General features: G+C 64.2%; 23 protein-coding genes. 8 read left to right on the forward strand and 15 right to left on the reverse strand.

Going from position 1 to position 22,289, the window contains the following annotated elements; genetic code table 11:
* Positions 1–2 precede the first annotated feature (2 nt).
* From nadD to GQB03_RS11730, 5 genes are all read right to left on the reverse strand, one after another.
* On the reverse strand, positions 3–677 hold the full coding sequence (nadD, locus tag GQB03_RS11710; protein ID WP_159689244.1) for a nicotinate-nucleotide adenylyltransferase: 675 nt from the start codon (positions 675–677) through the stop codon (positions 3–5).
* On the reverse strand, positions 661–1,440 hold the full coding sequence (locus GQB03_RS11715) for a BPSS1780 family membrane protein (RefSeq protein WP_159689247.1): 780 nt from the start codon (positions 1,438–1,440) through the stop codon (positions 661–663). The genes nadD and GQB03_RS11715 overlap by 17 nt, the downstream gene beginning before the upstream one ends.
* Before the next feature lie 3 nt (positions 1,441–1,443).
* A complete protein-coding gene (locus GQB03_RS11720; RefSeq protein WP_159689250.1) occupies positions 1,444–2,223 on the reverse strand; it encodes a BPSS1780 family membrane protein in 780 nt (259 codons plus the stop codon).
* A gap of 97 nt (positions 2,224–2,320) precedes the next feature.
* The gene (locus GQB03_RS11725; protein WP_159689253.1) at positions 2,321–3,274 is read right to left on the reverse strand and encodes a homoserine kinase; all 954 of its coding nucleotides are present in this window, start codon (positions 3,272–3,274) and stop codon (positions 2,321–2,323) included.
* Positions 3,275–3,357: 83 nt separating this feature from the next.
* Positions 3,358–3,702 carry a DUF2782 domain-containing protein gene (locus GQB03_RS11730; protein WP_159689256.1) on the reverse strand — a complete coding sequence of 115 codons (345 nt, stop codon included), beginning with the start codon at positions 3,700–3,702 and terminating at the stop codon, positions 3,358–3,360.
* A gap of 398 nt (positions 3,703–4,100) precedes the next feature.
* Here GQB03_RS11730 and polA point away from each other — a divergent pair, with 398 nt between their 5' ends.
* Positions 4,101–6,827, forward strand: coding sequence for a DNA polymerase I (polA, locus tag GQB03_RS11735; RefSeq protein WP_159689258.1), 2,727 nt, complete (start codon positions 4,101–4,103; stop codon positions 6,825–6,827).
* 33 nt (positions 6,828–6,860) lie between these two features.
* Here the strand turns inward: polA and GQB03_RS11740 are convergent, their stop codons facing one another.
* Positions 6,861–7,517: a toll/interleukin-1 receptor domain-containing protein gene (locus tag GQB03_RS11740; protein WP_159689261.1), complete on the reverse strand. Its 657-nt coding sequence runs from the start codon at positions 7,515–7,517 to the stop codon at positions 6,861–6,863.
* Between the two features lie 74 nt (positions 7,518–7,591).
* Positions 7,592–8,029, reverse strand: a complete 438-nt coding sequence (locus GQB03_RS11745; protein ID WP_159689263.1) for a DUF2721 domain-containing protein — start codon at positions 8,027–8,029, stop codon at positions 7,592–7,594.
* Between the two features lie 196 nt (positions 8,030–8,225).
* Between GQB03_RS11745 and GQB03_RS11750 the strand changes: the two genes are divergently transcribed.
* On the forward strand, positions 8,226–8,372 hold the full coding sequence (locus tag GQB03_RS11750; RefSeq protein WP_159689266.1) for a hypothetical protein: 147 nt from the start codon (positions 8,226–8,228) through the stop codon (positions 8,370–8,372).
* Between the two features lie 57 nt (positions 8,373–8,429).
* On the opposite strand, the gene GQB03_RS11755 is transcribed toward GQB03_RS11750, so the two are convergent.
* Positions 8,430–9,377, reverse strand: coding sequence for a LysR family transcriptional regulator (locus GQB03_RS11755; protein ID WP_159689267.1), 948 nt, complete (start codon positions 9,375–9,377; stop codon positions 8,430–8,432).
* A gap of 93 nt (positions 9,378–9,470) precedes the next feature.
* On the opposite strand from GQB03_RS11755, the gene GQB03_RS11760 reads away from it, so the two are divergent.
* A complete protein-coding gene (locus GQB03_RS11760) occupies positions 9,471–10,385 on the forward strand; it encodes a DMT family transporter (protein ID WP_159689270.1) in 915 nt (304 codons plus the stop codon).
* A gap of 41 nt (positions 10,386–10,426) precedes the next feature.
* Here GQB03_RS11760 and GQB03_RS11765 read toward each other — a convergent pair whose 3' ends face one another.
* From GQB03_RS11765 to ubiU, 5 genes are all read right to left on the reverse strand, one after another.
* Complete coding sequence (locus GQB03_RS11765) at positions 10,427–11,551, reverse strand: alkaline phosphatase PhoX (RefSeq protein ID WP_159689272.1); 1,125 nt, start codon at positions 11,549–11,551, stop codon at positions 10,427–10,429.
* 74 nt (positions 11,552–11,625) lie between these two features.
* Positions 11,626–11,805, reverse strand: coding sequence for a hypothetical protein (locus tag GQB03_RS11770; RefSeq protein ID WP_159689275.1), 180 nt, complete (start codon positions 11,803–11,805; stop codon positions 11,626–11,628).
* 158 nt (positions 11,806–11,963) lie between these two features.
* Positions 11,964–12,446, reverse strand: a complete 483-nt coding sequence (gene ubiT, locus GQB03_RS11775) for a ubiquinone anaerobic biosynthesis accessory factor UbiT (protein ID WP_235027038.1) — start codon at positions 12,444–12,446, stop codon at positions 11,964–11,966.
* 11 nt (positions 12,447–12,457) lie between these two features.
* The gene (gene ubiV / locus GQB03_RS11780; RefSeq protein WP_159689280.1) at positions 12,458–13,369 is read right to left on the reverse strand and encodes a ubiquinone anaerobic biosynthesis protein UbiV; all 912 of its coding nucleotides are present in this window, start codon (positions 13,367–13,369) and stop codon (positions 12,458–12,460) included.
* A 61-nt stretch (positions 13,370–13,430) separates the two neighbouring features.
* Positions 13,431–14,435, reverse strand: coding sequence for a ubiquinone anaerobic biosynthesis protein UbiU (ubiU, locus tag GQB03_RS11785; RefSeq protein ID WP_159689282.1), 1,005 nt, complete (start codon positions 14,433–14,435; stop codon positions 13,431–13,433).
* Positions 14,436–14,794: 359 nt separating this feature from the next.
* Between ubiU and GQB03_RS11790 the strand changes: the two genes are divergently transcribed.
* The 3 genes from GQB03_RS11790 to GQB03_RS11800 are packed head-to-tail and all read left to right on the forward strand — an operon-like array spanning position 14,795 to position 16,877.
* The gene (locus GQB03_RS11790; protein WP_159689285.1) at positions 14,795–14,953 is read left to right on the forward strand and encodes a hypothetical protein; all 159 of its coding nucleotides are present in this window, start codon (positions 14,795–14,797) and stop codon (positions 14,951–14,953) included.
* 42 nt (positions 14,954–14,995) lie between these two features.
* Positions 14,996–16,153 carry a YcaO-like family protein gene (locus tag GQB03_RS11795; protein ID WP_159689288.1) on the forward strand — a complete coding sequence of 386 codons (1,158 nt, stop codon included), beginning with the start codon at positions 14,996–14,998 and terminating at the stop codon, positions 16,151–16,153.
* Positions 16,140–16,877, forward strand: a complete 738-nt coding sequence (locus GQB03_RS11800; protein ID WP_159689291.1) for a TfuA-like protein — start codon at positions 16,140–16,142, stop codon at positions 16,875–16,877. The genes GQB03_RS11795 and GQB03_RS11800 overlap by 14 nt, the downstream gene beginning before the upstream one ends.
* Here GQB03_RS11800 and GQB03_RS11805 read toward each other — a convergent pair.
* Together GQB03_RS11805 and ubiB are read right to left on the reverse strand one after the other, a co-directional pair.
* A complete protein-coding gene (locus GQB03_RS11805) occupies positions 16,836–18,545 on the reverse strand; it encodes a toll/interleukin-1 receptor domain-containing protein (protein ID WP_159689294.1) in 1,710 nt (569 codons plus the stop codon). The two genes, GQB03_RS11800 and GQB03_RS11805, sit on opposite strands and share 42 nt — an antisense overlap.
* Positions 18,546–18,695: 150 nt before the next feature.
* Positions 18,696–20,225, reverse strand: coding sequence for a ubiquinone biosynthesis regulatory protein kinase UbiB (ubiB, locus tag GQB03_RS11810; RefSeq protein WP_159689297.1), 1,530 nt, complete (start codon positions 20,223–20,225; stop codon positions 18,696–18,698).
* 204 nt (positions 20,226–20,429) lie between these two features.
* Here ubiB and GQB03_RS11815 point away from each other — a divergent pair, with 204 nt between their 5' ends.
* Together GQB03_RS11815 and GQB03_RS11820 are read left to right on the forward strand one after the other, a co-directional pair.
* A complete protein-coding gene (locus tag GQB03_RS11815; RefSeq protein WP_159689300.1) occupies positions 20,430–21,341 on the forward strand; it encodes a bestrophin family protein in 912 nt (303 codons plus the stop codon).
* A 150-nt stretch (positions 21,342–21,491) separates the two neighbouring features.
* Positions 21,492–22,289 carry a caspase family protein gene (locus tag GQB03_RS11820; protein WP_159689303.1) on the forward strand — a complete coding sequence of 266 codons (798 nt, stop codon included), beginning with the start codon at positions 21,492–21,494 and terminating at the stop codon, positions 22,287–22,289.

A 22,289-nucleotide genomic window follows, 5' to 3' on the forward strand; every position in this document is an offset into this window, starting at 1 on the left:
TTTCAGCGGTAGAGAGAATGCTTGTCAATATAGTCAAGAACCGGATCGGGCAGCAAATAGCGTGCGCTGTGGCCGCCGGCGAGAAGATCACGGATCAGCGATGCGGAAATCGCCAGCGGAGTCATGTCGAAGGGCACCACCCGACCGGCCGGTGCCGCTGCAAGCGTGGTGATGTCGTCGGTGATGCGGCCACGGCAGGCAGCGTCGAGCTCGGCCGAGAGTGTGCCCGGCCAGCGTCGGCCGTGGGGTGCATAGCCCGGACGGTTGGCAACGGCGATGTGGGCCAGGCCGAAGAGCTCGTGCCAGCGATGCCAGCTCGGCAGGCCTTCGAAGGCATCCGCGCCGAGGATCAGGACCAGCGGCTGGCGCGGGCCGAGCTCGGCACGGATGCGCTCGAGCGTGAGCACCGTGTAGCTGCGTACCGTGGCCTGAACTTCGCCATCGTCCACCTCGAACATCGGGTTTCCCGCCGCGGCCAGCCGGCTCATCGCGAGGCGGTGTTCGGAGGCCGAGCTGGGCGTGTCGCGGTGAGGGGGCTGGCCGGCAGGGATCAGTCGCACCCCCGCCAGGCCCAGCGCCTCGCGCGCTTCTTCGGCGAGACGCAGGTGGCCGAGATGGATCGGGTCGAAGGTGCCGCCGAGCAGGCCGAGCGGGGCGGGCTCAGGGGCGCGTGGCATCCAGTACTTCCTGCGCGTCGCCGAACACATCGCGCGCATTCGGGTAGAAGGTGGCGAACACGATCGGGATCATGATCAGCGGCATCGGTACCGAAGCGAGTGCGCCGAGGGTCGGCGAAACCAGGCTCAGCAGCCCGACCAGTATGCCGGGCAGAACGCCACCGACCACGAACAGGCCGAGCGAATAGACGAACATCGCTCGCCAGTTGCGGGCACAGGCGACGAAGCTGAAGAACAGGGATTTGGGAGCCGGGAGATGATGCCAGCCGGCCAGCAGCGGGGCGAACCAGTACGCCATCATCACTGGCGTGGAAAGGGTGATGCCGGTGAGCATGGCGAAAGTGAAGCGCGGGTCATCGGACAGGCTTGAATCGATCTTGCGGGTGCCGGTCATCACTTCCACCAGCAACCCGCCATCCACCAGGCCGGTGGCCAGCAGCGCCAGCAGCGACGCGATCAGGTAGATCCCGCCAATCGTCAGCAATGACTGCAGGTTGGTGCGGAATCCCGAGAACATCAGATCCGGCCCCCCTTTCTGCCCGCGGGCGATGCCGCGTGCCCCGTTGAGCACACCGAGGGAGAGGGCGGGCATCAGCAATGTGGCGAGCGGTTGGCCGATGAACGGCAGAAGACTCACGACCAGCAGGATCAGCAAGTAACCGAAGGTGAGGAAGGTCATGAGCGCCGGGTTGCGCTTCCACAGTCGGAAGCCCTCGACGATCCAGAGCCAGCCGCGGCTTGCCGGAAGCGTGTTGAGTTGCATCGCTCAACCCTCCGTCGCGGGCTTTTCGGGCAGCGCCGGCAAATCGCCGAACACGTCCCGGTACGATGCATGCACGGTACCGGCCATGACCGGCACCAGCACCAGCATCCCCAGCCCCGCGGGCAGCATGGCCAGCCAGATCAGCACATAGAGGATCACCGCCATGAGACTGAACGGCAGCACGTTCCGGATGCAGGCTTCCACCGACAGCTGCATTGCCTCGAGCGGGGCAACGTCATGGAAGAGCACCAGTGCCGGGGCGAACCACAGCGCCATGATCAGTCCCACCCAGAGGACCATGAACACGGCGCTGCCGAGCACCACGCCGCCCAGTGTCAGACCCATGCCGGCGAGCGCGCCAAGCACGTAGCCGGTGAGCGCGGCGCTGCCGCCGACCAGGGCGCCGACGAGGCCGGCCAGCAGCCCGCCGAGCAGGTAGAAGATGCCGACCATCAGAAGATTGCCGGCGTGGCGCCGCAGGCCGATGAACAGGCCGGAAACCTTCACCGGACGTCCCGCACCGGTTTCCGCAGCGGTCCACAGCATGCCCGCGGAGAGGACCGGGAAGGCCACCAGCACCACGGCCCAACCGAGCAGCGGCACGACCCCCACGGCGAAAAGTATCGCCATGAACAGCAGCGTCTGCAGCAGCCAGATACCCGGTGCGCCCATGAACAGGCGCCATCCGGAGGAGAGCCAGTCGATGCAATGGCGGGCACCCACCGCATGCGGTTCAGGGTGGCGCCAGCTGCGACTCGGGCGGGTGGAAGTGTCTTGATTCATGCAAAGTGTCTTGAAACGACGGCGAAGTCCGCGTGCGTCGATGCTAACAGCAAGCTTCGTGCCGATTCAAACTGCCACCGCGCAGCTGCTTTCCGCCTCAGACGCATGCCGACGCGACCAGTGCCGGCGCGCCGGCAATGCGCAGCCTGAGGATGTCGCGGTACTCCTCGGGGGGTTTCACCAGCACCATCTCGCCGCCACGCGGCAGATGATAGTCGGCTGCGCGCGACAACCAGAAACGCAGCGCCGCGCTGCGCAGCATGGCCGGCCACGCTTCGCACTCTTCGCGGGTGAATGGCCGTTCGGCGTGGTAGGCATCCAGCAGGGCTCGGCAGCGCGCGTCGTCGAATTCGCCGCCCGGGGTGGTGCACCAGTCGTTCGCGGTGACCGCGACATCGAACAGCAGGGTATCGACGCCCGCAAAGTAGAAGTCGATCACTCCGCCGATGTGTCCGCCGTCCCACAAGACGTTGTCACGGAACAGGTCGGCGTGAATCACGCCGCAAGGCAGGGCACTGTCGTCGCGGGCGGCCTCAAAGGCGATCTCCTGGTCGAGCAGGGCTCGCTCGTCGGTCGGCAGGTAATCGCGAACCTGGGCAGCGGTGATTGCCCGCCAGGCGGCATTGCGCGGATTGTCCTGGCGCCGCCCGAAACCGCGTCCGGCCAGGTGCAGCCCGGCGAGCATGGCGCCGACTCGAGCGCAGTGTTCGGGGCCGGGATCCATTACCGAGGCCCCGGACAGGCGCGCGACCAGCACCGCCGGGCGCTCCGACAGGGTGCCAAGGTACTCATTGTCGAGATCGGCGATCGGGGCCGGTACCGGCAGGCCATGGCGCGCGAGGTGGGCCATCAGGTACAGATAGAAAGGCAACTCGGCGCGGTTCATGGTTTCGAACAGTGTCAGCACGTAGCGACCGAGCGTGGTGGTGACGAAGAAGTTGCTGTTCTGTACACCCGCGGCGATGCCCCGCAACTCGACGGGACGGCCGATGGCGTAGTTGCGGAGCCAGTGCTGAAGTGCTTCGTCGGTGACGGGGGTGAAGACGGACATTTTTTTCGTGAGGGGTCAGGCGTGAGGGGCAAGGCGAATCAGGGGTGCTCCCCGCCGCCGACATCCCGCTACCCACCGCATCTTCACCAGCTCTTGATCACCCACATCGGCACCGACAAGGTAGGGTCGAGCGTGTCGATGCGCGCCAGCGAGCCGTCGCCGCGCTGGTCGACGAGGTAATAGGGGACGCCGTGCGGCGGCGTGACCCTGACCATGTAGAGCTTGCCGCGAATCCGGAATTCCTCGACCTTGTCTTCGCCGCGGCGCTTGATCGTCACCTGTGGCTCGTCGGCGGGGTTGTCGGCCTGCATCGCCGGTGGTGGTGGCGCCTCGGGAAGCGGCTCGAGTTTGGGCGGCTGCTGGGCTGCAGTGGGCAGGGCAAGTGCCAGCAACAGGCTTGCAGTCGTGAGTACGGCAGGGCTACGCATGGAAATCTCCGTATTGGAATGTTCGATTCAGGCGGCCGGGCCGGGGAGATCGCTCGCACATTCTGAGCGCCGGATTCTAGCAGAGCGGCGGCGGGCGTCCCGGCCTTTCAGATAAGCTGATCTCGCCGACCGGGCATTGGTTCCTGTTCATCAGGCTCTGAGTCCGGCCGCGCCCCGGAAGGTATTCCACGCAGTTCCGTGGCCTCCGTCATCTCTGACATAATGCCGAAAACACGCCGCGATTTCCGGGCGTTGCGGTGCGATAGCGTGCCGTACGGGACCATGCGGGAAGCTTTTTCCGCTTGCGGTCATGTCGTTCCCTTAACGCTGGCATAGCCCTCCGGCAGGGCTGCAGGCCATTTCGCACTGCGCCGGTGTCGCTCGAGCTGATGTAATCCATGCCCACCCTGCTGCTTGTTGACGGTTCCAGTTACCTGTATCGCGCATTCCATGCGCTGCCCGACCTGCGAAATTCGGCCGGCGAGCCGACCGGCGCGGTGCGTGGTGTCCTGTCAATGCTAAGGCGGCTGGAATCGGACTACAAGGCGGAATATCGCGCATGCGTATTCGATGCCAAGGGCAAGACCTTCCGCGACGATCTCTATCCCGAATACAAGTCGCATCGCCCGCCGATGCCGGATGACCTGCGCGCGCAGATCGAACCGCTGCATGAAGCGGTCGAGGCCGAGGGCTGGCCGCTGCTGGTGGTCGATGGCGTCGAAGCCGACGATGTGATCGGCACGCTCACCCGACAGGCGGCCGAGGCCGGTTGGGAAGTGGTGATCTCGACCGGCGACAAGGACCTCACCCAGCTGGTGCGCCCCGGGGTGCGCTGGGTCAATACCATGAGCGAGGAGGTGCTCGACGAGGCCGGGGTCGAGGCCAAGTTCGGCGTGCCGCCGTCGCGCATCATCGATTACCTGGCACTCATGGGCGACACCGTGGACAACGTGCCGGGCGTTGAAAAGTGCGGTCCCAAGACCGCGGTCAAGTGGCTCAACCAGTACGGCGATCTCGATACGCTGATGGCAAGGGCCGACGAGGTTGGTGGCAAGGTCGGCGAGAACCTGCGCAAGCACCTCGATTTCCTGCCACTGGGCCGCAAGCTGGTAACCGTGGCCACCGATCTCGAGTTGCCGCTCAAGCCCGAGCAACTGCACGCCCGCGCCGACGACAAGCAGAAGCTGGCCGCGCTCTACGAGCGCATGGAGTTCAAGAGCTGGTTGCGGGAGCTGCAGAATCCGGCTGCCGCTGACAGCGCTCCGGCCGCAGCCGAGACGGCGGCAGAAGCGGCTCCTCAGGTCGAGCCCGGCGCGCACCGCAGCGGCTACGAAGGCATTCTCGAATGGGCACAGTTCGACGCCTGGCTGGCAAGGATTTCGGCCGCCTCGCTCACTGCCTTCGATACCGAAACCACCAGCCTCGACCCGATGGCGGCGAAGCTGGTCGGCATGTCATTCAGCGTGACGCCGGGCGAGGCCGCCTATCTGCCGCTGACCCACGCCTACGCGGATGCGCCCGCGCAGCTGCCGCTCGACGAGGTGCTGGCGAAGCTCAAGCCCTGGCTCGAATCCGCCGAGCATCGCAAGGTCGGCCAGAACCTCAAGTACGACGCTCATGTGCTGGCCAACCACGGCATCCGCCTGGGTGGTATTGCCGAAGACACGCTGCTCGAATCCTATGTGCTGGAGTCGGACAAGAGTCACGACATGGACTCACTGGCGAGCCGCCACCTCGGGCTCAAGACCCTCAGCTACACCGAGGTTTGCGGCAAGGGGGCGAAGCAGATCGGGTTCGCCGAGGTCGCGGTCGAGCGTGCCGTCGAGTATGCCGCCGAGGATGCAGACATCACCCTGCGGCTGCACCACAAGCTATCGAAGCAGCTCGCACCCGAGCCGCGGCTTGCCAAGGTCTATCGCGAGATCGAGCTGCCGGTGCTCGAGGTGCTCTTCGAGATGGAGCGCACCGGGGTGCTGATCGACGATTTCCTGCTGGCCCAGCACTCCGAGGAGCTCGGTCGTCGGCTGCATGGCCTGGAGCAGCAGGCCCATGAGCTTGCCGGCCAGCCCTTCAACCTGGGTTCGCCCAAGCAGCTCGGCGAGATCCTGTTTACCAAGCTCGGCCTGCCGGTGGTCAAGAAAACTGCTACAGGCCAGCCATCGACCGACGAGGACGTGCTCACCCAACTGGCCGAGGACTATCCGCTGCCCAAGCTGCTGCTCGAACATCGCGGCCTGGCCAAACTCAAGAACACCTATACCGACAAGTTGCCGCTGATGGTGAATCCACGCACCGGGCGGGTGCATACCAGCTTCTCGCAGGCTGTTGCAGTGACCGGTCGGCTGGCGAGCTCCGAGCCCAACCTGCAGAACATCCCGATCCGCAGCGAAGAGGGACGCCGCATCCGCGCAGCCTTCATCGCGCCCAAAGGCCACCGCATCGTCTCGGCCGACTATTCCCAGATCGAGCTGCGCATCATGGCCCACCTGTCCGGCGACAAGGGCCTGCTCGATGCCTTTGCTAAGGGCGAGGATGTGCACCGCGCCACCGCCGGCGAGATATTCGGCACCGCGCCGGGCGAAGTGACCAGCGAGCAGCGCCGCTACGCCAAGGTGATCAACTTCGGCCTCATCTATGGCATGAGTGCCCACGGCCTGGCCAGGAATCTCGGTATCGAACGCGCCGCCGCGGCGAACTACATCGACCGCTACTTTGCCCGCTATCCGGGGGTGGCGGCCTATATGGACAACACCCGCGCCAGTGCAAAGGACAAGGGCTACGTCGAGACCGTTTTCGGGCGCCGCCTCTACCTGCCCGAGCTGCGCGCCCAGCAGGCCGGCCGCCGCCAGGGCGCCGAACGCGCCGCCATCAACGCACCGATGCAGGGCACCGCGGCGGATCTGATCAAGCTGGCGATGATCGCGGTGTCCGGCTGGCTCAAATCATCGGGCGCAAAGTCGCGCCTGATCCTGCAGGTGCACGACGAACTGGTGCTCGAAGTGCCGGAGGACGAGGTCGCGACCATCCGAGAGCAGCTGCCACGGCTGATGGCCGGTGTGGCTGAGCTCTCGGTGCCGCTGCTCGCCGAGGTGGGTGAGGGCAACAACTGGGACGAGGCTCACTGAGCGCGGGCAGGTATCGTCAGGCCGGGAGCAGGCTCAGAATGTCGTCCTGGCGAGGCCGGCTTTGTCGCCCTTGAGGCGGGCGCTTCGTAGCCGGCCGCCGCTCTGTGCGATGATTTTCTCGAACGCGGCATCGTCCAGGGGCCTGTCGAGAACATTCTGAAGCCGCTCGAAGCTTGCCATCCGGAAGCCGCGTTGTTCGAGGTAGGCCAGCACCGCATCGATGTCCGCGTCGGTTTGAGGGTCTGCGGGCGCGCTTGCAGCTGCCGCCACCCGCGGCGATTCGACCGGGGCGTCCGGGTCAGGGGTTTCCGTTTCGATCTCCCTGATCCGCTCGACCAGCGACTCCCAGGGCAGATGGCCGCCATGCGAGAAGTCCAGATACTGAATGGGTTCGAGCCTGGGGTGAAACGTGCATTCCGCAAGCTTGAGTGGAATGACCGGCTTGCCCTTGCCGAGCGCGTATGCCCATTCAAACGTCACGTACGGGGATTGGGCCGAACGCGGGCTGAGGGCCACCAGGACCGCGACACAATCGTCGATGCCCGCTTCGATTCCGTGGCGCCAGTCTGACCCCGCGCGCAGGCGGTCCTGGTCGCGCCAGATGCGAATGCCTGCATTTTCCAGTTTGATCTCGGCGAGTTCGGCGAAGAAATAGTCCTCGGTGGCGTAGCTGAGAAAAACGGTCTGCATTTCGATCTGCCTTTTTCAATTGCAGAGGAGGGGTGTCGCTTCGGGGCTGTCGGGCGCACCGGTCGTTTCCGGTTTCACGGTTCCCAGTGAATCTGCCCCTGTACCGCCATGTAGACCTCGCGCAGGAAGATCCCGAGGCCGACGATCAGCGACAGCAGGGCAAGGATGAAGGTCACGGCAACAGCGAGTGCCAGTTCCACATGCAGCAGCGTTCCGACGAAGGCGGCGGTCACCACCACGCAGACGAGTAGTGCGCTCAGGGCTTCGGTAAAGATCGCGAGGTAGATCAACCGGCCACGGCGGGCAAGCAGATCGAGTTCCTTGTCGAAATCGTTTCGATGGGGGTGTGAGGGCTGCTCCTGGACACGCCGTTGCACGACCCGCCGTCGATCCACGATGCGGCCGAGACGTCCGTTCATTGCGTTGATCAGGGTCGAGATCGCAGTAAGCAGGAACACTGGCGCAACGGCCAGTTGTATCGCATGCGAGAGGTCGGCAAGGTGGGTAGGCATTTTTGTGGTGGTGGCTAAAGTCCGGCACAGCATAACCGTTGATTTCCACAACGGCATCGACCGTGCCGAAGTGCGGGAGCAACCAGTTCTTCGTTTTCGGGTCGAACAATCAAGTCCCTCATATGCAATCTGTCACATCATGGGCTTGCGTTTGTGTTCATACGGTAATACCGTAAGTGCAAAAGGAGGACTGTAAATGACTAATCTCAAAAGCATTATCACTGCCGTGATCGCTGCTGTGGTCAAGGCTGCCCGTGAGCCATCGAAGCGCGAACAGTCGGCCGCCGCCAGCATGCACCTGGCGACACAAGGCATCGACATTTCAACCATGCGCCGGGACTGACCGGGCGCGTTGCACAGCGCTGCCAACGGGTCCCGCGCCTGTTCGCGCCACTGTGCTTCAGCCGGACGAGGGCCGTGTCGAAGGGGAGCCTCCGCCGACCTCCAGTCTGGCGACCAGATGATCGATGAACGCCCGGATCCGCGGGGCCGGGTGGCGGCCGGGCAAGTAGAGCGCCCAGAGGGTGCCCTGATAGGCTGTCTGCAGCTGCCAGTCAGACAGTACCTGGACGATACTTCCTGCCCGAAGCGAAGGCCTCGCGGCGAAGTCGGGCAGGCTGCCGATACCGAAACCGGCCTCCATCCCTTCGCGACGCACTTCGGTATGGTTGGCGATGTAGCGCCCTTTTACCCTGATCGCCGCGGTCTCGTCCCCTCGCCGGAAGCGCCACAGATTGTCGCCGTCCACTTCACCCAGATACAGGCAGTCGTGGCTGGCTAGCGCCATCGGATGCGCCGGCGTGCCACGCGCCGCGAGGTAGGCGGGGCTCGCGCACAGTAGCTGGCGCACCCGCATCAGCGGTCGTGCAGCCAGCCCGGGCGGCGGCGCGTCGGTGACGCGCAGGGCGAGATCGACGTTGTCGGCGATGAGATCGGTTTCCCGGTCGAGCAACATCAACTGCACATCCATTTCCGGATGGCTCCGCAGGAATTCCAATACCAGTGGATGCACCACCTGGCGCGCCAGCGCCTTCGGTGCGCTGATCCGCAGCAGGCCGCGCGGTGTTGCCGCAGTGCCCTCGCTGACGGTGCTTGCCGCGTGCGCCGCGGCGAGCATGTCGCTGGCGTGACGGTAGGCGTCCGCGCCCGCGTCGGTCAGGCGCAGGCTGCGTGTGGTGCGCTCCAGTAGCCGCACTGACAGGGCGGCTTCCAGCCGGGCGACCTGACGGCTGAGCGCCGAAGGCGAGGCGCCGAGATGGCGCGCTGCCGCAGAGAAGCTGCCGGCATCGACCACGCGAACCAATACAGCGAGATCAGGGAGCAGGGAAATGAGGCTATTTGTGCGCACGACGCAAAGCTGATTGTATGAATCTGGTAATTATCATCCATTTGGAACAGCCCGATACTGGCTACCCTGCTTTCAGCTTCTCATTTGCCGCCCATGTCCGCTCAGCCTATTCCCGTTGCTGTCTCCAGCCGTCCCGAGCGTCACGCCGATCTGATGTTGCTGGCCGTTGCACTGGTGTGGGGCAGCAGTTACGGCGTCACCAAGCTGGCGCTGGCCTGGTATCCGGTGCTCGGCTTCCTGGCCGTCCGCTTCGGTCTGACCTTTGCGTTGCTGCTGCCCCATCTGTGGCGGCTCGACCGCGCGACCCGGATCGCGACGCTGCACGCCGGTCTGCCGCTCGGCCTGGTGCTGTGGATGATCTTTCTCAGCGAAACTTACGGCGTGGCGCTCACCAGTGCGGCCAATGCGGCCTTCCTGATCAGCCTGTGCGTGGTGCTCACGCCGTTTGCCGAATGGCTCCTGCTCGGGCGGCGACCCACCTCCCGTGCGCTCGGCTTTGCGGTTCTTTCGGCGGTCGGTGCCGCCATGCTGGTTGGCAACATGCAGATGACGTTTGGCGACGGTGACGCACTGATGCTGCTGGCGGCATCGTTGAGAGCGGTTGCGGTGTGCCTGACCAAGCGCGTTTCCGGTCCGAAAGCGGTCGATACGCTCGGACTCACTGCCATCCAGGCGGGGGTTGTATCGCTTGCCTGCCTGCTGCTGGCTACCGCAATCGGGCCGGAGCACCTTCCGCAGCTTCCCTCGAACCCCGGGTTCTGGCTGGCGTGCGCCTATCTCGTGATCTTCTGCACCCTGTTTGCCTTCCATGCGCAGAATCACGCGATCCGGCGCAGCTCGCCGACCCACGTGGGGCTGTTGATGGGGACCGAGCCGGTCTTCGGCGCGCTCTTTGCGACGCTGGCGCTGGGTGAGGGGCTGAGTGCGAGCGGCTGGCTGGGGGGCGGGCTGATCGTGCTCGCCGGTTTCTGGGCTGTTCTTGCCCGGGACGGGGCGGAGTCCCGCTAGCGAAGGCGGGCGACGCCATGCGCCGCCCGCCGGAGCATTCGTCAGCCGCGGCGGCGACGTGCGAACGCGCCGATCAGACCGAGGCCAGCCAGCATCATCGCGTAGGTCTCGGGCTCCGGAACCGCTGCGGTGATCTGCACGAGACGGTCATTGAGACTGTCCGGGTGCTGGATGTTCACGTAGGCGACATTGGGTTGGTAGGGGTCGAAGAACAGGCCGGTCGGCTCGGCGCCGGTGACCTGCATCGCCGCCCAGCGCTGGACATACTCCGCCACGCCGTCATTGTCGGTGTCCTTGGCGAGCCAGATGTCCGCGCTCGGGGTCGGCTGGTCCTCGACGATGTAGATGTTGCCGTCCGCATCGATGGCAAGGTTGTCGGGGCTGGCGAGCGCGGAGCCCACCGCGACGCCGGTGGCGATGTCGATGGTGTCGCGCGAGACGAACTGGTTGATCGTGTTCTGGGTGAGATTCACGGTCCACACGTCGTGGGTGCCAGTGGCGGTGAACATGATCGCCTCGTCGCCGTTGCCGAGCGTCTTGACTTCCATGTCCTCGGGCCGGTTGTAGGCAGTCGCGCCAACGTTGTCGGCGGCGCTGCGGCCATTGGTATTGAAGGGATCGAGGGCTTCCCAGGTGAATGCCCCGGCGGCGCTGGCGTTGTTGCCCGCGCCGACCTTGAGTGCATAGGTGGTGCCAGCGGCGAAGTAATCGTCGCCGCTGCTGGCATTCGGGTTCGCAGAGACGAACTTGTAGAAGGAGCCGCTCGAGTTCTCGTCGATGAAGTAGAAGCTCTTCTGGCTGTCGAAGGCGAGACCCTCATGCGAGACGCGCGGGATCACGTTGTTGCGCTGGACGAGGTTGCCGGTACCTTCGGTGGCGGTCGTCGGGTTGGTGACTTCGAACAGGCGGCCGGTCGCTTCGACCGCGACGCTGGACGGGCTCCAGTTCTCTTCTCCGGTAATCCAGCCTCCCCAGGGCGCCCAGCGCGAGGCGTCGCCGCGCTGCCAGTTCTGGGTGCCGACCGGCACGATGGTGGTGGCCGTACCGGTCTGGAGGTCGACGCGCAGCGCGCCCGAGGCGGTGTTCGGGCCGGCGAGGTTGCTCGGCTCGAACGGCATGAACAGGTAGCGGCCTGCGTCCGGGCCGGTGCGGTTGGTATCGATCATGTCCCAGTAGCGGCCGGAACTGAGCGAGTTCAGATCGGGCGAGACATCGCTGCGCGAGACGATCGTCTTCTGCGTCAGGCCGTCGGGCCGTCGGGCAGCAGCAGCGGGTTGGTCGCTTCGAGCGGTGAGCCGACCGGAATCGGGGTGTTGGCACCGGTGAGCGGGGCGACATCATCGAAAAGGGTGTTACCGGCGGCCATGGCCGACGGTACGGACAGTGCGGCGAGCACTGCGAGAGTGATGGGCTTGAGCATTTCTGACTTCCTTCGCTGGGTCGTGGGGCGTGGCGCCGGCAGCGGGTTGCCGACTCGCGAAGTCTGAAGCGGGTTTATGACCGCTCTATGTAGAAATGATTATGCAGCCGCCCTGAAGCGACGACGTGGGCAAGCGCCCGCACGGGGCGCCAGTGCTGTCAGTGGGCGCTCCGGCGCGTGGGCAGACGCAGGCGCTCAGGCACTGCGGATGGCCCGAACGAGCGAACCAGCGCGTCCCAGTCGATGGCGTCGAGGGTGTTCTTGACCAGCAGGCCGAGGTCGGTCTCGCCCTCCATCAGCAGGCGTCGGCTGAAGAACAGGGTGTCAGGGTCTTCTTCGCGCAGCGCCAGGGCGATGAGGTCGCGCGCGCTGGCGGAGATGGTGAGGTCAGGCACGCCGCGATCGAGCCGCGGGCGGAAGCCCCGCGCGCCCAGCGTGAAGCGCAGCGCGAGCCCCGCATCGGTGACCTTGAGCATCAGGTGCTTGCCGTGCAGTGGTTCGAGCTGATCGCGCGGCAGCACCCGGCCGAGCGCGAGATTGAGCGCGCCGACCAGGGCCAGCGTCGGCGGCAGCTGCGGCAGCCGCCCGGCGATGCGTGCCAGCGCGGTTGGAACGGTAAAGGCGGGGAGCGCACGTGGCATCGAGGTCTCCATTAGCGGGTGATGAACTGGTCGGCCCCCGCGCGGCCGTGCCAGAAGCCGTTGCAGGGCGCTTCGGGCATCAGCGGGCGGCTGGCAGCGAGGGCTTCGTCGGCGTCGAGCCGCTCGTCAAGCGCATCGCGGAAGGTCTGCACGATGCGGCCGGTGTGTTCCGCCTGCGGGCTGATGCGCAGGATGTCGACGCCATCCGAGAGCAGCGACGGCAGGTCGGCCAGCAGGTTGTTGACCCGGGCTGACTGGGTCTGCACGCCGTTGAGTGCCAGAAAGGGTTCGCCCTCGCGGGTGCGCAGGGTGATGCCGTCGGCAAACTCGATGCAGCGAAACGCGCAGCTGTCCTTCTGCAGATTGAAGTGGCGGGCGGTGAAGCAGCGTGCCGAAAAGGCCAGCGGCAGGCGTCCGTAGGCGAAGACTTCGGTCTCCATGCGGGTCGGCAGGGCCGCACGCAGTTCGGCCAGCGCCTCGCGGGACATCTCCGGCGGCGCGACGAAACGGGTCGCGCCGAGGTCGCCGAGCATGCCGAGCGTCATGTGATTGAAAATGTTGAGCGTCGGCCCGGCGATCCAGTCGCGGCGGCCGGCCTCGTCGACCAGCAGGCGCACCGCGCCCATGTCGTTGGCTTCGACGCGAAAGCGCGGTTGGGTGACGATGCGGCGCAGGGTCTTGAGATCGGATTCGGACTCGATCAACACCTGGCTCGAGAGCACCACTTCCTTGCCCGCAGCGGCCATCGCCTCGGCGATCTCGAGCCAGTCGGCGAGACGCAGTTCGTGGCGGCGCGAGCAGACCGTTTCGCCGAGGTAGACGATGTCGACCGGCGCCTGGGTCATGTCCGCATAGAAGGCGAGCGTGGCCTCGCGGGGCCAGTAATAGAGGAGGGGGCCGAGGCTGAGTCTGGTCTTGTTCACTTGTAGTTCGCTGACGGTGAGTGGTCGAGGCGGCGGCGATCGTGCCGATTGCCGGGCGGCTTCATTTCCACGGTCGGTAATAGGCGCCGAGGGTGTGGCTCTGCCCTTCGGAGACCTTGTTGAGCGCCGCCATCCAGGCCGCCTCGACGCGGAAGCCGTCGGCGTCGCGGGTGGCCCGATCGATTGCCGCGCGCCACACGCGGGTAACTTCGGCGACGTAGGCGGGGCTGCGCTGCCGACCCTCGATCTTGATCGCGCGCACGCCCGCCTTGAGCAGGGTCGGCAGCAGTTCCAGGGTGTTCAGGCTGGTGGGCTCCTCGATGGCGTAATAGGTCTCGCCGTTCACGTCGAAGCGGCCCTTGCACAGCGTCGGATAACCCGCCCGCTCGGTATCGTCGAAGCGGTCGATGAGGATGCCGTTGAGGCGCGTCTCCATGCCTTTCGGGGTCTGTTCCCAGCGCACATGTTTGCCGGGCGAGCACGCGCCGTTGCAGTTGGGTGACTCGCCGGTGGCGTAGGCCGACAGCGCACAGCGCCCCTCGACCATCACGCACAGCCCGCCGAAGCCGAACACCTCGATCTCGACCGGCGTGCTGGCGATGACCTCCTCGACCTGCGCCAGCGACAGCACCCGCGGCAGCACCGCGCGCTGGATGCCGAAGTGGCGGTGATAGAAGTTGATCGCTTCATAGCTGGTGGCCGAGCCCTGTACCGACAGATGCAGCCGCAGCTGCGGATGCGTTCGCTGCGCGTAGGCCATCAATCCTGGATCGGCGAGGATCACCGCGTCGATGCCAAGGTCCGCGGCCTTGTCCACCGCGGCGGTCCATTTCGCCCAGTTGCCGCTCTGCGGATAGGTATTGAGTGCCAGCAGCACCTTCGCCGAGCGTGCGTGGGCATGACGGATGCCTTCCTTCATCGCCGCGTCGTCGAAATTCAGCCCGCTGAAGTTGCGCGCGTTGGTGGCGTCCTTGAAGCCGAGATAGACGCAGTCGGCACCATTGTCGACAGCCGTCTTGAGCGCCGGCAGGCTGCCGGCCGGGCACACCAGTTCAATCTGGGACATGAGGTTTCCCGCCTCGCGAAGATGGGGCGGGAGGATAGGCTGGGCTGCGCTTTCAGCGCTTGATGTGAATCAAGAGGGGTGCGGGCTCACGTGTTTGGGACGGTTGTTCAGGGCACGTGGCCGAGGTCGGGCGGGCGGCAAGAGGGAGGGATGCGGGCAGAACCCTTCACGTCGACGGTTTGTCGCGGAGTGGCGAATCTGGCCTGTTTCGATTGTCCATCGCTGAGTGCTAGACTGAATCTGGTGTTGCACAGCGTTTTCCCATGACATCTCGCAAGTGTCCGCCACGTGATGAGGCAGAGTTCATGTCTCCGGGGCGGGATCGCGGTGCCTGATCGGCTAAGAATGGAGAAGATGGAATGACCAAGATGAAGGTTGCCGCGACCAGTTCTACGCGGGATGTGCGCCGAACGGATTCAGTGGAGATGCCGCGGACGCAGCGGCGAGTGCCGCTGAAGCGAAAGGTGCTTAGTCGTAACGAACCAGGTTTCAACCAGCGACTCGTCATCGCCAATTGAAAGGCGACGCCTCTGGTGCTTGCGCCGTATGGAACCAGCGACATGTTTGTCGAATCGAGCGGCCAGGCAACAGCACTAGTTGAGCTGGTACGCCGATGGCGTGTTTGCTCTGGGGGTCCCGAGCCTTCTGAGCTGCTGACGGAAGAGAAGCTTTCCGAGTTATCACGCCAGATTGGGGTTACGAGAGTCGCCTCGACAACCTTGCTGGACCGCATTGGGGTTCCTACGGGCTATGCGGTGCGCCCCGCGGCGCTGCATCCCGCGGCCATCTACAGTAGTGGGAAGGGCGCAACGCGATTCGAGGCCGATGTCACCGCGGTGTTCGAATCGTATGAACGTTGGGCAGCCGAAGAGAGCCTGTACAGCTTTGTCGCGACGCTGCCGCAAATCGTACGGTGGGCAGATGCGCTCGATTTTCACTATATCGTTCCCGACGAGTTTGATGAGGAGCGCGAGTATCGCTGGTCCTTGGGCAAGGATATCTCGGACGATCGGGTGCTGGTCATGCCGTCCGAGTGGGTCGAGTTCCCTCCTCCCGGACGGTTTGGATACCGGTGCAGCACAACCGGTCTGGCAGCACATACCAACCTAGACCAAGCCATCCTCTCGGGAGCGCTGGAGTGTTTCGAGCGACACCACACGGCGGGCCTCGCAATTGAAGAACTGAGGCGTATCGACGGGCGCAGGTTTGGACAATTGGCCAGGAGTCTGTTGGAGCGGTTTACTGCGAACGACATCGAGATTCACTGTTTTTTGTTGGCCCAAGCCGCGGCATACAGCGTCGTCTACTGTTACGGTTTCGATCAGGCTTTGCGATTTCCGCAATTGCATTGCTCCGGCTTCGCAGCTGGCATCGACATGCAGCATGCCCTGGTTTCAGCGCTGCTGGAGGTCGCGCAGGGACGAGCGGCGTTCGCATCCGGACTGCGAGACGATGTGGCCCGGTCGGTTCGGCCCAAGCAGACGCATGCTTGCCACGATGCGATGCAGTTGTCGTGGCTCGAACGCTTGCGGGCCGTATCGACGCTCGCCGCACCGCAACCAACCCTGCGATCCGGGCACCGCACGCTTTCAAAAGAGCTGGCCATCGAGCTGAAGGCCGCAGCTGGCATTGAAACGATCGGATGTTTTCCACTGCGGCAGGTGCTCGAATACCCGGCCGTGCGCGTTGTCGTTCCTGAGTTTAATGATTGTGACTGACGCTCGCATCGGTGCCGTGAATTCCGAGCGCGTGGCGATTTTTGCGGGACCAAGCGCGTGTGTCGTGAATGACCCGCGGATTGTCCGGTTTCCTCCAGCCAGCGCCGGAGACCTTGTCGCTGCGCATCGTCTCGGAATCCGCCGGATTGTTTACGCGGACAGTCTCTTCTTCGACGCCTGCCCGACGCATCGGGAAATCATGGCGCTGATCGGCTCGGGCGTCGAACTCGTCGGCTGCGCCAGTGCGGGAGCCCTCCGGGCCGCCGAACTGAAATCTTCCGGCATGCGTGGCGTTGGAATCGTCTGTACGCTGGTGCGGGCAGGCTTGCTGAAGGAAGATGGTGAACTCGCCCTGTTGCTTAATGACGACTACTCGGCCGCAGGTTACCCGCTGCTGCAGATCAGGTACTACCTAGGCTACCTCTTGCAGATGGGGCTTGCCAGAGCCGAGCTCGCCATGGTCTTCGCCAAAATCTCGTCGACTTACTTCATGTTACGCAGCAAGGAATACATCGAGGATACGATTGAGCGACACCTCAAGATCGGTGACAACGCTTCGTTGTTACCGATCGGCTCACCGATTTTTGACCTCAAGGGCATGGATCTTGAAAGAGCGATGAGATGGGTGCTCCGCCTGAAGCCGTCTGTGGCTCGTGTGAACAGGTGCTGGTTGCGGATTGGATTAGGCCTTGGTTCGTCCGGTTGCGCCGTTCGATTGCCTTGAGTTCGGTGCCTTGCGCCGAGCGGGGGGCATGCGAAAGCCTTGCGCTTCGGCATGAGATGCGATCAATCCCTGCAACTGTTCGCCGGCAAGGCGGATTGAAAAGAGGGCGTCAGGCGACAAACGGGTCCGGTGTCCCGCTCCGGAAACGTCCGCTGAGTGATCGCCGGTCAGGTCGATGGGATTCTTCGTGAGAATCAGGAGCGTGATCTTGGGCTGTCCGAAAATGGGAAGCAGCAAACCGCCCTTGATCTTCGTTGCCATGTACTGCTCCAGGGGCTTGTTCGTTTCGGATTCTTCGGAACCCTCGAGCTTGTTCGGTTCGCCGGCGAGTGCTTCGCGGAGCAACTCGAAATCCTCCAGTAGCTGCTGCGTCGCGCCCCCTTCGAACGCATGATTCAAGGCGTCCTCCATCCCTTCAACATCTCCGGATGCGCTGACTGAATACAGGAGAGGATGGGTTTCCTTGCCGTTCGGTTTGCTCCAGTGGCGTGATGCCGACCACGCCCCCCTTTGCTTGAATTCGAGAACGATGGCGAAGGGGATTGTGGGCCACTGCGAAATGAGTAGATGACCGAACGCGCCGTCTTCTTCTCCCATCGAGTTCTCGATGTTCTGCTCGATCCACTCTTTACGCCGCTCGCCACCGCCGATCAAGGAAATAAGGGCAGGAAGAGGATGTCCGGGAACAGAGAGACATGATGCAAGGTTCCTTTTTACTTTGCCGTCGCCACTCAACCGACCTATGGCGTACACATATGCACCGAAACAGGATACGCCCAAGGCTTCATTGATCGTCTCGAAGAAATTTGAGCTTTTCAATGCCTCCCTGACGAGTTCTTCAAACGCATCGCGCAGTGCCTGGGCTCGCCCGTATTCGACCGGAATCGGCAGCTCGTGGTGGCTATTGATCTTCAGGTATCGATCGAGCGAGAGGATCGTTTCCTGCGAGAGCAGGCGCAGGTCACGGACCATCGTCGACAGGGCTTCGTTGCAGGGCGATTGCAGCAGCTGCCGGAGGGCGCTTCCGAGAAGGGCATTGTTATCCGCGAACCAATTGGATGCAGTGCTTACCCACTGCCGCACGGCATCCTCTTCAAGGCATCTTTCGAGCGCGTGAAGATGACTTGCCAAGCGCTCCAGATACGTCCCGATCGCGAGTTCGATTTCCTTGCTCTCGTTTACAGAAGGCGTTTGAATCGTTTCCGGAGGACTAATCTGTCTTATCAGTTTCCTGACTCCGGCCCTGATCGTGCCATCGATTGCTTCGAGCGGGCTGTAGGGGCCGCCCTTGAGGGCCGACGGATCAGCACCGATCAGCACTGGGATGACGCACGGCTTCTTCCCACCATTCGAGTCCTGGTGTTCGTGGTTGGCGGTTGCAGCAAGTGATTTATATCCCCCAGCAATGGAGGTTGCGCCGAACTCCCAAAGAACCCAAGGGCGGGAAATCGAACGTTTCGTCAACACCACCAAGGCTACCGAGCACGAATTGATCTCGTTCACGATCCACTTGAACCACTCCTCTCCGCCAGGAATGCCTTTTTCGCCCGAATCGTCGCTTGAACACCTTATTTCGTTGGCACTGCTGGTGGCCGTGTTTTCCAGTAGGCGAATCAGCTCGTCCACAATGGCCTTGTCTTCGGAACAGTGGCTGATGAAGATCGTCATTGTCGCTCCCGGCAGAGCCATGAAGGCCCACTTCTGGTCGTTCGGAGTGCGGCACCAGTTTGCCTGAACGTCTGCCGGCGGGCCAAGTCTCCGGCCCACCCGGTGAAGGCGACTCGCGCTGTTACGTCGTCGAACAGGCGTTAGCGGGCCCTACCGCCCGAGAAAATGCCAGACCTGCAGCGCCAGTATTGCCGCGAGTAACACACCGACCACGGTGAGGATGATCGACTGCCGGCGCTGTGCGGCGGCCAGGCGGGCGATCTCGCGCTGGGCCTGCTCGGCGCGGTCGGGCGCGGCGAGGGCGCGATGCACCAGGCGTGGCAGTTGCGGCAGGGTGCCGGCCCAGTTCGGTGCTTCTTCTTTGGCGTGGCGAAGCAGCGCGCGCCAGCCGATCTGGTCGTTCATCCACTTCTCGAGGAAGGGTTTGGCGGTCTTCCAGAGGTCCAGGTCGGGGTCGAGCTGGCGGCCGAGTCCTTCGATGTTGAGCAGGGTTTTCTGCAGCAACACAAGCTGCGGCTGGACCTCCATCTCGAAGCGGCGCGCTGTCTGGAACAGGCGCAGCAGGGTACGGCCGAACGAGATGTCCTTGAGCGGCTTGTCGAAGATCGGCTCACAGACCGCCCGGATAGCGCTCTCGAACTCGTCCACCCGGGTGTGGGCCGGCACCCAGCCGGCTTCGAGGTGGGCCATCGCGACGCGCTTGTAGTCGCGCTTGAAGAAGGCCAGGAAGTTCTGCGCGAGGTAGTTCTTGTCGACTTCGTTGAGCGTGCCCATGATGCCGAAGTCGAGCGCGATGTAGCGGCCGTCGGCATGTACGAAGATATTGCCGGGGTGCATGTCGGCATGGAAGAAACCGTCGCGGAACACCTGCGTGAAGAAAATCTCGACGCCGGCCCGCGACAGCGCCGAGAGATCGTTGCCCTGGGCCTTGAGGGCCTCGATCTGCGAGATCGGCACGCCGTGCATGCGCTGCATCACCATCACCGATCTGCCGCAATAGTCCCAGTACACCTCCGGCACGATCAGCAGCGGTGAGTCCTTGAAGTTGCGGCGCAGCTGCGAGCAGCTGGCGGCTTCGCGCATCAGGTCGAGCTCGTCGCGCAAGTACTTGTCGAATTCGGCGACCACTTCGCGCGGCTTGAGGCGGCGGCCTTCCGGCCAGAGCTTCTCGAGCAGGATTGCCGCCACCTCGAGCAGCCCGAGGTCGTGGGCGATGACGTGCTCGATGCCCGGGCGCAGGATCTTCACTGCCACCTCGGTGCCGTCCTGCAGTTTGGCGAAATGCACCTGGGCGACCGAGGCGGAGGCCACCGGGGTGCGCTCGAAGGCATCGAATACCTCGTCGACCGGGCGCTCATAGTGGGTTTCGAGAACGGCGATCGCCTTGTCGCTGGGAAAGGGCGGCACCCTGTCCTGGAGCATCGACAGCTCCTGGGCCAGGTCGGGCGGCAGCAGGTCGCGCCGGGTGGACAGCATCTGGCCGAACTTGACGAAGATCGGCCCCAGCGATTCGAGCGCCAGGCGCAGGCGCACCGCCCGCGGCTTGTCGAACCTGCGCCAGAAGAACACCAGATGCCACAGGCGGGGCAGGCGGCCGCTGCTGTCGCCGTCCAGCACCATCTGGTCGAGACCGAAGCGCAGTCCGACGGAAACAATCTTGGCAAGTCGCAGCAGGCGCACGGCAATCTGGGCGAAGGGGGAAGAAGGCCGGATTGTGCCCGAAAACGCTCGCCGCTGGCGTATGCCGCCCGGACACGTGGCGCCGCCGGGAAGGTGTCCGGGCGGGCGCTTGGTGCCGGCCTTCGCCAAAGTCCGCCTTGTCTACGGCCGAAATCTGCCAGAATCCTCGCCTGCGCAATTCGTCGCTACTGCCTGCCCGACGCCGTGATCATCCGCCCCAGACCTCATTGGCTGCATCTCCTGCTGGTCCGACGCGGCTCGCTCCTGCCGCGAATCCTGCCGCAGCAACTCTTCGTGCTGACGCTGGCCTGCGCAGTGGCATTCGCCCATGGCCAGCTCTATCACTGGAAGGTGACGCTGACCGCGTCGCCGTTCTCGCTGATGGGCGTGACCCTGGCGATCTTTCTGGGCTTTCGCATCAATGCCAGTTACGACCGCTACTGGGAGGGCCGCAAGTTGTGGGGCGCGGTTCTGGTAGTAGCGCGCAACCTGGCGCGTCAGTCGCTCACCTTGCCCAGCCACGGAGTCGATGCACGGCTCTTCGTTCTCGGCCTGATCGCGTTTGCGGCCTGCATGCGCAACCAGCTGCGTGCCCGTCCGCGCGACGAAGGGCTCGCAGGCCTGTTGCCGGAGGCGGTGATCGAGCGGCTGCGCGAGGCCCGCTTCGCTCCGGGCCTGATCCTGTTGTGGCTTGGCGAGGAAGTTGCGAAGTGGCGCGATGCGGGCGCGTTGTCACCGATGCTGGCGCAGCACATGGAGGCCACGCTCGACGAACTCGGCGCGGCCCTCGGCGGCTGCGAACGGATCGCCAGTACGCCGCTGCCATTCACTTACACGGTGATCCTGCATCGCAGCTCGTACGTGTATTGCATCATGCTGCCGTTCGGGTTGGTGGACTCCATCGGCTGGATGACGCCGCTGGTGGTGGGTTTCGTCTCCTACACCTTCTTTGCGCTCGAGTCCCTCAGCGACGAGATCGAAGAGCCTTTCGGCACCATGCCGAACGACCTTGCGCTCGATGCGATCGTCAGCGGCATCGATGCGAGTCTGCGCGAGATGCTTGGCGAGGTACCGCCCGCCGCACCGCGGCCGGATGCGAATTTCATCCTTACCTGATGCCGCGGCCAGCCTCGCCCGGCCGTGCTTGCACTTGATAGTGCAGATGCTTAAATACGAATCTGGTAAAAGATCTCATGCAAATTGATCCGTGTCGCTGGACGGGTGCCGCGGGCTGCCCGCATCGACAGCGGAAGCGGGAGAGCCACCATGAGCAAGCGTGCGTTGTGCATCGGTATCAATGATTATCCGGGGACCGACAGCGATCTGTCGGGTTGTGTCAATGATGCCGAGGACTGGGCGGTGACGCTGTCGGCGCGCGGTTTCGAGGTCAGGAAACTGATCGATCGCGACGCCACCAAGGCGGCGATGGTTGCGGCGATCCGCGAGCTTGTCGGCGGTGCCACCAAGGGCGATTCGGTGGTGATCACCTATTCCGGCCATGGCACCTGGGTGCCCGACGAATCGGGTGACGAGCCCGACGGCCGCGACGAGGCGCTGTGCCCCTACGACATCGGTTCGGGCAATGTGCTGCTGGACGACGAGATTCACCAGCTCTTTTCCGAGCGCGCCGCTGGGGTGCGGGTGCTGCTGATCTCCGACAGCTGCCACTCCGGCTCGGTGACCCGTGGCAGCGAGGACGACCTCGATCCGGGCATGCCGCGCGCCCGCTTCCTGCCGCCGGAGGCCTGGATGCCGCGCAGCCAGCTCCCTGCGACGCTGCCGGCGCGACCGCGTGGCCTGTTCAGCGGATTTACCCGCTCGGGGGGTGACCTGCTGCTGGCGGGCTGCCTCGACACCGAATACAGCTGGGATACCCGGTTCGGCGGGCGGCCCAATGGCGCGTTCACCTACTACGCCCTCAAGTCGCTGAAGACCCTGCCGGAAGGCGCGACCTATGCGCAGTGGTTCAAGGCCATCCGCGATTACCTGCCATCCACCAAGCTGCCGCAGAATCCGCAGATATCCGGCTCGCGAAGCGCCCGCAATTTCAAGATCTTTGCCTGA

The organism is Cognatazoarcus halotolerans, assembly GCF_009800965.1.
Classification (GTDB): domain Bacteria; phylum Pseudomonadota; class Gammaproteobacteria; order Burkholderiales; family Rhodocyclaceae; genus Cognatazoarcus; species Cognatazoarcus halotolerans.